At 72.9% G+C, this 12,430-nt stretch carries 8 protein-coding genes; 6 read left to right on the top strand and 2 right to left on the bottom strand.

Annotated elements, in window-relative coordinates; all coding sequences use genetic code 11:
* Position 1: 1 nt before the first annotated feature.
* A complete protein-coding gene (locus ABD331_RS38390; protein WP_344486494.1) occupies positions 2 to 1,264 on the bottom strand; it encodes an enolase C-terminal domain-like protein in 1,263 nt (420 codons plus the stop codon).
* Between the two features lie 307 nt (positions 1,265 to 1,571).
* Complete coding sequence (locus ABD331_RS38385; protein ID WP_344486491.1) at positions 1,572 to 2,423, bottom strand: NAD-dependent epimerase/dehydratase family protein; 852 nt, start codon at positions 2,421 to 2,423, stop codon at positions 1,572 to 1,574.
* Between the two features lie 455 nt (positions 2,424 to 2,878).
* Between ABD331_RS38385 and ABD331_RS38380 the strand changes: the two genes are divergently transcribed.
* From ABD331_RS38380 to ABD331_RS38355, 6 genes are all read left to right on the top strand, one after another.
* Entirely contained in the window at positions 2,879 to 5,653 is a 2,775-nt protein-coding gene (locus ABD331_RS38380) for a carbohydrate-binding protein (RefSeq protein WP_344486488.1), read from the top strand.
* Between the two features lie 6 nt (positions 5,654 to 5,659).
* Positions 5,660 to 8,254 (top strand): ThuA domain-containing protein, encoded by a 2,595-nt coding sequence (locus ABD331_RS38375; RefSeq protein WP_344486485.1) that lies wholly within the window; start codon positions 5,660 to 5,662, stop codon positions 8,252 to 8,254.
* Positions 8,255 to 8,288: 34 nt separating this feature from the next.
* A complete protein-coding gene (locus ABD331_RS38370) occupies positions 8,289 to 8,762 on the top strand; it encodes a hypothetical protein (RefSeq protein ID WP_344486482.1) in 474 nt (157 codons plus the stop codon).
* The gene (locus tag ABD331_RS38365) at positions 8,759 to 9,640 is read left to right on the top strand and encodes an alpha/beta fold hydrolase (protein WP_344486479.1); all 882 of its coding nucleotides are present in this window, start codon (positions 8,759 to 8,761) and stop codon (positions 9,638 to 9,640) included. Before ABD331_RS38370 ends, ABD331_RS38365 begins: the two co-directional genes overlap by 4 nt.
* 9 nt (positions 9,641 to 9,649) lie before the next feature.
* Positions 9,650 to 11,362 carry an FAD/NAD(P)-binding protein gene (locus ABD331_RS38360; protein WP_344486477.1) on the top strand — a complete coding sequence of 571 codons (1,713 nt, stop codon included), beginning with the start codon at positions 9,650 to 9,652 and terminating at the stop codon, positions 11,360 to 11,362.
* Between the two features lie 61 nt (positions 11,363 to 11,423).
* Entirely contained in the window at positions 11,424 to 12,347 is a 924-nt protein-coding gene (locus ABD331_RS38355) for an iron-containing redox enzyme family protein (protein ID WP_344486474.1), read from the top strand.
* Positions 12,348 to 12,430: the final 83 nt, after the last annotated feature.

Raw genomic sequence — 12,430 nt, 5'->3', positions numbered from 1 at the left:
TTCATGGCGCTTCGAGACCTCCGTCGGGCCGGCGCACCCTGGCGGCCCACCGTTCGTGCAGGTGGGTGACGGGCGGGTACCGGGCGGCCGCCTTCTCGTCCAGGTCCACGCCCCAGCCCGGCGCGTCATGAGGATGGAGGTAGCCCTCCCGGGGATTGATCGTCCCCGGGAACGTCTCCAGCACCGCGTCCGGATAGACGTGCCCCTCCTGGATCTGGAACGCCGGGGAGGTCACGTCGAGCGCCAGGTTGGCGGCGGCGCCGACCGGGGAGACGTCCGCGGGCGCGTGCCAGGCGGTGCCCACGCCCGTCAGCTCGCACAACGCCACGAGCTTGCGCGCCGGGGTGAGGCCGCCGATCGAGGAGACGTGCAGCCGCAGCAGGTCCACGCCGCCCCGCAGGACGAGCCGCGCCGCGCCGGCGACGGAGCCGAGCTGCTCGCCCGCCGCGATCGGCATCGGTGCCGCCTGCCGCACCTCGGGCAGCCGGTCGTAGAACTCGGGCGCGATGGGGTCCTCCAGAAAGAACAGCCGGTACGGCTCCAGCGCCCTGGCCAGCACGACCGCTTGCTTCGGGGTGAGCCTGGAGTGCACGTCGTGCAGGAGACCCGGCTCTTCCCCCAGCTCGTCGCGGGCCCGCTCGAACAGGGCGGGCGTCTCACGCAGGTAGCGCTGGACATCCCAGCCGTCGGGATACGGCTGCCCCGGATAGCCGTTCGCCGTGCCAGGAGCGCCGTAATGGCCCAGGCCGGGCGCGCCGGTCTGGAGCCGGACGTGCCGGTGTCCCGCCGCCAGGATCGCGCGGGCCTGGTCGAGGGTCTGCTCGACGGTGGCGCCGCCCGCGTGCAGGTACGTGTCGGCCGCCGCGCGGACCCGGCCGCCGAGCAACCCGTACACCGGCATGCCCGCCCGCTTGCCGGCGATGTCCCAGAGCGCCATGTCCACGCCTGACAGCGCGTTGTTGAGTACGGGGCCGTCGCGCCAGTACGAGGACAGGTGGATCATCCGGGTGATGTCCTCGATGTCGGCGGGGTGGCGGCCGGTGAGCATGGGCGCCACGTGCTGGTCGACGGTGGCCGCCACGGCGTGGAAGCGCTGGGTGAACGTGGCGCAGCCGAGGCCGTACAGGCCGGGCTCGTTGGTCTCGACCTTGACCACGACCAGCGGCGGGCCCTCCGGCGCGGTGACGACGGCCCGGACCCGGGTGATGCGCAGGCCGTCGCGCGCGGGCCAGGGCGCCTGCGTCTCCTCCATCGGCCCGGTCACCGCAGCCCCCGCCCACACCCGGCAACGGTCGTCGCAGCGGCACTCGCCCGGGGCGCGGCTCTTGTTCGGGGCGCGACTTCGGGTCGGGGCACGGCACAAACTCGGGGCACGGCACAAACTCGGGGCACGGTGCTCGCCTGGGGTGCGGTGCTCGCCCGAGGGGTGCTGCCCCGGGGCGCGGTACTGGGCCGCAGCACGGTGCTTTCCTGAGGTGGGGTGCTGGCCCGGGGCGGGGTGCTCGCCCGAGGCGGGGTGCTGGCCCGGGGTGCGGTGCTGGGCCGCAGCGGGGTGCTCGCCTGGGGTGCGGTCATGGCAGTACGTGCCGCGCCGTGAAGCCCAGCACCCGTTCGGCCGCACGCAGATCAACGGGCACGGCACGATCAGGCAGCGGAGCCCGCAGCTCGCTGTCGGGATGGAACACGGCCAGCAGCTCCTCGGTAGGTTCGGACATCAGCGTGTTCGGCGCCGCGACGGTCACCACGTGGTGCCCCTCGATGGGCCGGGTGACGGCCAGCCACGCCGCCCGGGCGGCGTCGCGAACGTCCAGGTAGCTCCACAACTCCCTGGCCCCGGCGGCCCGGTCGGCGGCCCACTCCTCGGCCGTGTGCCGGAGCTTGTCGTCCACCCCGCCCAGCCGGGGGAAGCGCAGCGCGACGGTGGTCATGCCGTGGCGGCGGCTCATCATCGCCGCGGTCAGCTCGTCGGCCTGTTTGGACAGCCCGTACGGGTCCTCGACCTGCAAGGGGATGTTCTCGTCGACGGGCACGTACGCCGGGTGCAGGGTCCGGCCGGACCAGGCGAGCCCGAGGGCCGACATGCTGCTGGCGATGGCGGCGCGCCGCACCCCGGCCCGCCCCGCCTCCTCCAGCACCACGAACGTGCCGCGGGTGTTGCCGCAGAACACCTCCTCGGGGGTGCCGAGCACGGGTGCGGGGAGGGCGGCGAGGTGGATGACGGCTTCGGCTCCCTTCATCGCCCGCCGCACGGTCTCCGGGTCGCCGGCGCTGCCCACGACCAGGCGGTCGAGCGGCAGGCCGCCGGGGTCGCGCAGGTCGAGCCCGGTCACGGCCACCTGCCGGCGGGCGAGGAGGTCGAGGGTGGCCTGACCGACGCTTCCGGCCACCCCGGTCACGAGCACCCGCCGTGGAAGTTCGGTCATGTACTCCCCAAGAGAGGCAAATCGTTTTGTAGGGGCAGAATGCATCGGTGAAGGGCAGGTGTCAAGGAAGGCGCGTACAGCGACTGTAAGAAAGAGCCTCGCCTGGCGCCGGGAGGACAGGCACCCACGTGCGGCGGCCTCCGAGGTCGGCGGCAAGGGGGCCGCCGCGACCTTCCGCCGGTGCCAGGCGGGCGTGAGTCTGGATTAAACGTCTTCGGCCCCGGCAGGCGCAAGCATCCAGAGCGAATTTGCGCTCTATGATCGGGATTTTGCGGATCTTCGTCGCTTCTCACCGTTCACTCGCTGAACAGTCAGCCTCTTGACAGCCAAATTTCGGCGCGGTAAGCAACTCGTTGGATCCTGAAATATCCGTCCAAATCGTCAAGCGCATCCCACAGCAAAGCGCGGTCGGCGCGCGCCTTGCCTGACGTCCCCCCGGTCAGGAAAGGAAGCCCATGTCTGCGTGGTCGAGGCTGCTCGTCGCGGCGTCGCTGGTGTTCACCGGCGCGGCGGCGATCGACATCCCACCCGGCGACTACCAGCACGTCCAGCTCGCCCTCGGGCCGTCCGAGCTGGGCGAGCCCATGTCACTGGCGGTCCTGCCCGACAGGTCGGTGCTGCACACCGCCCGCGACGGCACCGTCCGCCACACCGACGCCTCCGGCGCGACGAAGGTGGCGGGCAAGCTCGACGTCTACACCCACGACGAGGAGGGTTTACAGGGCATCGCCGCCGACCCCGGCTTCGCCGCCAACCGCTTCGTCTACCTGTACTACTCGCCCAAGCTGAGCACCCCCGCCGGCGACGCCCCCGTGACCGGCACCGAGGCCGACTTCGCCCCGTGGAAGGGGCACCTGAACCTGTCGCGCTTCACGCTCAAGGCCGACAACACGCTCGACCTGGGCAGCGAGAAGGTCGTGCTGGAGGTGCCCAACGACCGCGGCCAGTGCTGCCACGTGGGCGGCGACCTCGACTTCGACGCCGCGGGCAACCTGTTCCTGACCACCGGCGACGACACCAACCCCTTCGAGTCCAGCGGCTACTCCCCGCTCGACGAGCGCACCAACCGCAACCCGCAGTTCGACGCGCAGCGCTCCTCGGGCAACACCAACGACCTGCGCGGCAAGCTGCTGCGCATCAAGCCGCAGCCGGACGGCACCTACACCGTCCCGTCGGGCAACCTCTTCCCGCCCGGCACGGCGGGCACCCGGCCCGAGATCTACGCCATGGGCTTCCGCAACCCGTTCCGGATGTCGGTCGACAAGCAGACGGGCACGGTCTACCTGGGCGACTACGGCCCGGACGCGGGCGGTGCCGACTCCTCCCGCGGCCCCGGCGGGCAGGTGGAGTTCGACCGGATCACCGCGCCGGGCAACTACGGCTGGCCGTACTGCACGGGGACCAACACGGCCGCCGAGACGTACAACGAGTACACCTTCCCCAGCGGCCCGTCCGCCGCCAAGTACGACTGCGCGGGCGGCCCGGCGAACAACTCCTTCCGCAACACCGGCCTGGCCAGGCTGCCCGCCGCCAAGCCGAGCTGGATCAAGTACGGCGACGCGGGCTCGCCCCCGGAGTTCGGCGGCGGCTCGGAGTCGCCCATGGGCGGCGAGGTCTACCGCTACGACGCCGGCTCCTCCTCGGCGGTCAAGTTCCCGCAGTCGCTCGACGGCCGCTTCTTCGCCATGGAGTTCGGCCGCCAGTGGATCAAAGCGATCGCGGTCGGCGGCGACGGCGCGCCCGCCGTGATCGAGGACTTCCCGTGGGACGGCACGCAGATCATCGACTCGGAGTTCGGCCCCGACGGCGCCCTGTACGTGCTGGACTACGGCACGGGCGGCGGCAACCAGGCGCTGTACCGGATCGAGTACCTCGGCGGCGCCAACCGCAACCCGGTCGCCAGGGCCGCCGCCGACAAGACCTCCGGCAAGGCGCCGCTGGCCGTCGCGTTCTCCTCGGCGGGCAGCTCCGACCCCGAGGGCGGCGCGCTCACCTACGCCTGGGACTTCGGTGACGGCACGTCCTCCACGCAGGCGAACCCGACGCACACGTACGCGGCCAACGGCACGTTCCGCCCGACCCTGACCGTACGCGACCCGCAGGGCCTGACCGGCACCGCCAGCCTGGTGATCACCGTCGGCAACACCGCGCCCGCCGTCACGCTCACCACCCCGGCCAACGGCCAGATCTTCTCCTACGGCCAGGCCGTGCCCTTCCGCGTCACGGTCACCGACCCCGAGGACGGCGCCGTGGACTGCGCCGCCGTCAAGGTGACGTACCTGGTGGGCCACGACAGCCACACCCACGCCATCACCTCGAAGAACGGCTGCACGGGGTCGATCACCATCCCGCCCGACGGCGAGCACGACGCGGCGGCCAACCTGTACGGCGTGTTCGACGCCGAGTACACCGACAAGGGCGGGCTGACCGGCCACGACCTGCGCACCCTGCAACCGGCGCACCGCCAGGCCGAGCACTTCGGCGCGCAGCAGGGCATCCAGACCGCCGCCCACGGCGGGGCGGAGGGCGGCACCACGGTCGGCTTCACCGACCACGGCGACTGGATCTCCTTCGAGCCGTACCTGCTCGCGGGGGTGACCCGCGTGACGGCCCGCGTCTCCTCCGGCGGCCCCGGCGGCACCATTGAGGTCCGCGCCGGTTCGGCGACCGGAACCCTGCTGGCCACGCTCACCGTCGCCAACACGGGCGGCTGGGACACCTTCACCGACGTCTCCGCCCCCCTGAACGGCAGTGCTCCCACCGGCACGACCAAGCTGTTCCTCGTCTTCAAGGGCGTGACGGGCCAGGGCAACCTGCTCGACGTGGACGCCTTCACCTTCTCCGCGGGAGCCACGATGGCCGAAGGCGAGTCCTACACCTCCGGTTCGGGCATCCAGATCGCCGACCACCCACCGGCCAGCGGCGGCAAGACGCTCGGCTACGTGGACAACGGCGACTGGGCCGGCTACGCGGGCATCGACACGACCGGCGCGAAGACGTTCTCCGCCCGCGTCTCCTCCGCCGGGGCCGGCGGCACCATCCAGGTCCGTTCGGGCTCGGCCGCCGGCACCCTGCTCGGCTCGGTGTCCGTGCCGGTCACGGGCGGCTGGGAGAACTTCCAGACCGTCACCACGACCCTCACCGGCTCCGCCACCGGACCGCTGTTCCTGGTCTTCACCGGCGGCAGCGGCAACCTCTTCGACCTCGACACGTTCACAATCACCAGGTAGGCGGCGATGCTGTCCAAACTCCTGAGCCTCACCCTCGTCGCGGCGAGCCTGACCGCCGTCCCCGCGGACCCGGCCTATCAGGTGCTGGTCTTCTCCAAGACCGCCGGGTTCCGCCACGACGCGATCCCCGCGGGCATCCAGGCCATCCGCGACCTCGGCGCGGCCAACAACTTCACCGTCACGGCCACCGAGGACGCCGGCGCCTTCACGAACCTGTCCGCCTACAAGGCCGTCGTCTTCCTCAACACCACCGGCGACGTGCTGAACGACGCCCAGCAGACCGCCTTCCAGCAGTACGTGGACGGGGGCGGCGGCTACGTGGGCGTGCACGCCGCCGCCGACACCGAGTACGACTGGCCGTACTACGGGAGGCTGGCGGGCGCGTACTTCAAGAGCCACCCCGCCATCCAGCAGGCCACCGTCCGCACCGAGGACCGCGCCCACCCCGCCACCGCGCACCTCGGCCCCGCCTGGACGCGCACCGACGAGTGGTACAACTACCGCGCCGGCCCCCGCCCGTCCGTACGCGTCCTGCAATCCCTGGACGAGACGACCTACAGCGGCGGCGACATGGGCGGCGACCACCCCATCACCTGGTGCCACCCCCAGGGGCAGGGCCGCGCCTTCTACACCGGCCTCGGCCACACCATCGAGTCCTACGCCGACCCCGCCTTCCGCAACGTGCTGCTCGGCGGCATCCGCTACGCGGCAGGGACGGCCAAGGCCGACTGCCGCCCAGAGACCGGGTACACCCCGCTCTACAACGGCTCCACCAGCGGCTGGTCGCAGGCAGGGCCCGGCGGCTTCGCCAACGCGGACGCCACCCTGACCTCGCAGGGCGGGATGGGTCTCCTGTGGTACTCGGCCAGGGAGCTGGGCTCGTACTCGCTGAAACTGGACTGGAAGCTGACCGGCGACAGCAACTCCGGCGTGTTCGTCGGCTTCCCCGCCTCAGGCGACCCGCAGTCCGCCGTGGACAACGGCTACGAGGTGCAGATCGACGCCACCGACACGGCCGACCGCACGACCGGCTCGATCTACGGCCACAAGGCCGCCGACCAGGCGGCCCGCGACGCGGCGCTCAACCCGCCCGGCTCGTGGAACACCTACGAGCTGCTGGTGGAGGGCGAACGGCTGCGCGTCTACCTCAACGGCGCGCTGATCAACGACTTCACCAACACCGACCCCCGCCGTTCGCTGCGTCAGGGCCACGTCGGCATCCAGAACCACGGCGCCGCCGACCAGGTCGCCTTCCGCAACGTCCGCGTCAAGGAACTGGGCGGCGGCAGCGTCACCGCCGAGGGCGAGTCCTACACCTCCAGCTCGGGCGTGCAGATCGCCGACCACCCGCCGGCCAGCGGCGGCAAGACGCTCGGCTACGTGGACAACGGTGACTGGGCGGGCTACGCGCACGTCACGACCGCGGGCGCCACCCGCTTCTCCGCCCGCGTCTCCTCCGGCGGCGTCGGCGGCACCATCCAGATCCGGTCGGGCTCGGCCACCGGCACCCTGCTCGGCTCGGTCGCCGTGCCCGTCACCGGCGGCTGGGAGAACTTCCAGACCGTCACCACGACCCTGACCGGCTCCGCCACCGGACCGCTGTTCCTGGTCTTCACCGGCGGCAGCGGCAACCTGTACGACCTCGACACCATCACCCTCGACGGCGGCGGCGGTCCGGCGCCGCTCCTGTCGGACAAGGTGCACGTCTTCTACTACCCCTGGTACGGCTCGCCGCAGGTCAACGGCGGCTGGCGGCACTGGCAGCAGGGCGGCCGCACCCCGCCCGGCGACATCGGGGCCGACTTCTACCCGGCGCTGGGCGCGTACGACTCGGGGGACTTCGCCGGAACGGTCGCCCAGCACATGAAGTGGATCAGGCAGTCGGCGGCCGGGGTGCTGGTGCTGAGCTGGTGGGGCCGCGGCAGCTACGAGGACGGCCTCGCCCGCGGCATCCTGGACGCGGCGGCCAGGGAGGGGCTCAAGGTCGCCTGGCACCTGGAGCCCTACTCCGGCCGCACCGCCGCCTCCACCGTGGAGGACGTCCGCCACATCAACCAGACCTACGGCGCGCACCCGGCCTTCAGCGACGCCTTCTACGTCTTCGAGAGCCTGCGCATCACCGACTGGTCGGCCCTCGACCAGGTGAACCAGGACAACGTCATCCTGGCCCAGACCACCGACACCAGCAAGATCGCCCACTTCAACGGCATGTACACCTACGACGCGATCGCCGGCGCCACCGCGCCCGGCTGGCAGCAGGCCGCCGACTACGCGCGGCAGCACGGGCTGGTGTGGGCGCCGTCCGTGGGGCCCGGCTACCTCGACGATCGCGCGGTGCCCGGCAACACCACCCCCACCCTGGCCAGGGACAACGGCGCCACCTACGACAAGGAGTGGGCCAACGCCCTGCAGACCGGGCCCACCTGGGTGTCGATCACCTCCTTCAACGAGTGGCACGAGGGCAGCGTGATCGAGCCCGCCGTGCCGCGTGCGGGTTACCAGAGCTTCGAGGGCGCCTACGGGCGTACGGGGGCGGCGGCCCAGACGGCGTACCTGGACCGCACGGCCTACTGGGTGGGCCGGTTCACCTCTGCTACTTGACGGACGATAGCAAGTACTTGCTATCGTCCGTCAAGTGACGACGACCGAAGAACACGTCGAGCTGGTGGGCGCGCTCGTCCGGCTGCTGGAGACCAGGGTGCTCGACCCCCTGGAGATCCTTCTCGCCTCCGACGAGCTGCTCACCCCGATCAAGGACCGCCTGCACGTGGAGGCCGAGGTCTGGGCCGCCCAGCTCCTCGGCCCCGACCGGCGGCAGGCCGCGCTGACGGCGGCGAAGCTGATCGCCGTCCTGTTCCCCGGCGACGAGCCGTTCGACCCGCCCGAGCAGTGGTGGCGCACCCCGCTCGGCCGCGCCGTCGCGCGCGGCGCCGGGCACCCCTCCGCGACGGCGGTCTCCTACTCCACGGCGGGCGCGATGCTCGGCATCACCCGCCAGGGCGTCCACGACCTGGTCAAACGCGGCAAGCTCGACAGGGACCCCGAGGGCGGCGTCACGACCTCCTCCATCCAGGCCCGGCTCAACCGTCCCAAGGAGAGCACCCCTTGACCGCACTCGATCTCGTGATCGAAGACCGCCCCGTCCCCCTGGCCGTCCGCGACCACGGCGGCGACGGCCCACCCGTCCTGCTGCTGCACGGCCTCGGCGGCACCCTGCTGCACTGGGACGCCGTCGCGCCCCTGCTGACCGGCTCCCACCGCGTCGTCGCCATGGACCTGCGCGGCCACGGCCTGTCGGGCGACGGGCCGTGGGAGTGGGAGGCCGTCCTGGACGACGTCCAGGCCGTCATCGACCACCTCGGCCTGGACCAGCCGCTGGTGGTCGGCCACTCGCTCGGCGGCATGGTCGCCGTGCGGTGGGCGCTGCGCCACCCCGGCGGGCCCGGCATCGTCAACCTCGACGGCCTGCGCTCGGCCGAGACCGAGCCGCGGCACTACGCCGGTCTCGCCCAGGACGACCTCCAGGAGTTGCTCGCGGAGCTGAAGGCCGTCTTCGACGCGCAGGCGGCGGCGATGGCGCAGCCGCTGCCCGAGGCGCACGCCGCGATGTACCCGCAGCGGTCGCTCCGCACCACCGGCGACGGCGTGTTCGTCCGGCCGAGTGCCGAGCTGGCCGGGCAGGTCCGGCACGACCCGTACTTTCTGGACAGCGTCCCGCCCGTCGCGGACCTCCGCTGCCCCGCCCTGTTCGTGCTCGCCACCCGCGACCTGCCCGGGCTGCCAGGACGCGTCGGGCAGCTCATGCCCGCGCACCGGGCGGGCATCCGCCGCGACCTGCTGCCCCTCGTCGCCGACCGGCCCCACCTGCGCGTGCTCGAACTGGACGCCAGCCACAACATGGTGGCCGAGCAGCCGGACGAGATCGCGCGGGCCGTGCTGGGCTTCCCCCACCCCGCCCAGGTGCCTGACCTGGGGGCTCCCGGGTAGCGGAGCGGCATGGGGGAACGGGCCATCGCGGTCATCGGGGTGGGGCCGCGCGGCCTGTCGGTGCTGGAACGCCTGCTGGTACGCCTGCGCGACCCCCCTCGCCACGGCCACGACAAGGTGACCATCTGGGCCTTCGACGCCGTGGGCCACGGCGGCGGCCGGGTCTGGCGGGTGGACCAGCCGTCCTGGCTGTCGGCCAACACCACGGCGGGAGAGAGCACGATGCGCTCGCCCGGCGACGACGGCCTGCCCGCCGAACGGTACGGCACGATGGCGCGCTGGGCCGGGCTGGAGCCGGGCGCGTACCCGGCCCGCCGCCTGTACGGGCAGTACCTGGCCGACGTGTTCCGCGCGCTGTGCGCGACGGCCCCGCCGCACGTGCGCGTCCATCCTGTACGCGCCGAGGTGACCGGGATGACCCGCGTGCCGGGCGGGCTGCGGCTGGTCGCGGACGGCGTCGCGTACCGGGTGGACAAGGCGGTGCTGGCCACCGGCCACGGCAGCCTGGAGCCCGACGACGAGCAGCTCGGCTGGCTCCGGCACGCCGACGACCACGGCCTGCGCTACCTCCCGCCCGGCCTGGCCGCCGAGATGCCGCTCGACGACCTGCCGCCCGGGGCCGAGGTCGCGGTGCGCGGGTTCGGGCTGACGTTCTACGACGTGATGCGGGCGGTGACCCTCGGCAGGGGCGGCCGGTTCACGCTCACCCCCGCCGGGCTGCGCTACCTGCCCAGCGGCGACGAGCCGATCCTGCTGGCGCTCTCGCGCGGCGGCCTGCCGTTCCTGGCCAGGCCCGCGGTGCCGGACTACCCCGCGCCGCCCGTACGGCTGCGCGTCGTGACGGAGGAACGCCTGGGAGAGCTGCGCGCGGCGGCGCTGGCGGCCACCGGCACGCCGCAGCTCGACTTCGCCCGCCTGGTCGAGCCGCTCATCCAGTACGAGGCCGACCTGGCCTGCTCGAACGGGGCCGCCCACCCGCTCACCAGCCTGGCCAGGCCCTTCCGCGACCGGCGCTTCGCCACCCCCGGCGACTACCACGCCGGCCTGGCCCGGCTGCTGCGCGAGGACGCCCGCCGGGCGGGCGCCGGCTGCGTGGACGGCACGGTCAAGGCCGCCACCGAGATGCTCCGCGCGATCCGGCCGCTGCTCCCGCAGGTCGTGGACTTCGGCGGGCTGCTGCCCGACTCGCACCGCGACTTCCTCGCCCGATTCGTGCCGCAGAGCTTCGTGCTGTCGGCGGGCCCGCCCGCGTCCCACGTCGACCAGCTCGCCGCGCTGCTGGAGGCCGGGATCGTGCGCCCCGTCGGGCCGGGGGCCGTGGTCGAGGCGGTGCCCGGCGGGTTCGGGGTGGTGTCGCCGCAGGTGAGCGGGTCGCGGCGGGTCGCCAGGGTGCTCGTGGACGCGCGGGCGCCCGCGCGTGACCTGTCCAGGGACGCCTCGCCGCTGATCAAGCAGTTGCTGGCCGACGGGATGGTCAGCGAGTTCGTCAACGTGGACCCGTCCACGGGGGCGCGTTTCGACGCGGGCGGGCTGGCCGTGACGCGGGCGCCGTACCGGGTGATCGACGGGCTGGGACGCGCGGCCCCGGACCTCCACGCCCTCGGCGTCGCCACCAACCACACCCGCTGGTTCACCGAGGTCGGCACCGGCCGGCCAGGGCAGGACAGCCCGTTCTTCCGCGACGCGGACGCGGTGGCCGCCGCCCTGCTGGCCCGCTCGTGAAAACGGCCGTTTGAGCGTGCGGGGGCGGGGCAGCCAGGGGTTCACCTTGAGGAGGTTCGTCATGCGTCTGCCCGCCGCCCGCGGCCCGATCACCACCGGGCTCTTCGCCCGCCTCGGCGGCCGGCCGGTCGAGCTGGACCCGCCGCTCGTCACCCCGCCCCCCGGCACGGCGCTCGACGACGGCGACCTCCAGCTCGCCCTCTTCGCCTGCTACGAGCTGCACGCCCGCGGCTTCGACGACGTGGACGACCTCTGGGAATGGCAGCCCTCCCTGCTCGCCACCCGCCGCGACCTGGAGCGATCCCTGGAGTCCGCGCTCGCGCACGCCGTGCCCCGCCCGCCCGCCGTGCCGCCGTCCCGCGTGCGCGACGCGCTCGCCGAGCTGGTGGCCAAGGAGGAGACGAGCGTCCTGTCGCCCGCCCACCTGCAGCGCGAGGCCGATCTGGGACGGTTCCGCGAGCTCCTCGTACACCGCTCCATCCACCACCTCAAGGACACCAGCCCCCGGGTACGCCTGTCCGGCGACCCGTCCTCCGAGCGTGACGCCGGTGCCGAGCAGGCCAGCGTCCACCTCTTCAGAGCCACCATGACCGGCATCGGCCTGGACGACTCCTACGGCGCCTACCTGCCCGTCGTCCCCGGCATCACCCTGGCCGTCTCCAACCTCAGGACACTGTTCGGCCTGCACCGGCGGCTGCGCGGCGCGCTCGCCGGACACCTCGCCGCGTCCGAGCCGCCCACCTCACCCGCCCACCTCGCCGCACTCGACCTCTGCGCGGAACTGGCCGCCCGGGAGCCCGCTCTCACCGGCGACATCCTGTACGGCGCCGCCTGCGCCCTGACACTCGAACGCCGCTGGGCCGAGCACGTCGTGAACCGCTGGCGTCTCGGCCTCAGCTCTTTGGACGGCGATCCTGACGAGGTGGGGCGGAGGCCGGTGCGGCACGACGATCAGGAGGGTGAGGCGGTGGCGGCGACCGGCTGAGGCTGTCTGATCGGCGGACGGGCTCAGCCGATCGGTGGAGTCCGGTGTTCAGCCGTCGTTTCATGACATCGGTTGATGTGGCG

The organism is Nonomuraea monospora (assembly GCF_039531895.1).
Taxonomy (GTDB): Bacteria; Actinomycetota; Actinomycetes; order Streptosporangiales; family Streptosporangiaceae; genus Nonomuraea; species Nonomuraea monospora.
Note: the sequence above shows the minus strand (reverse complement) of the source record. Positions and strands in the feature narration are given on the sequence as shown.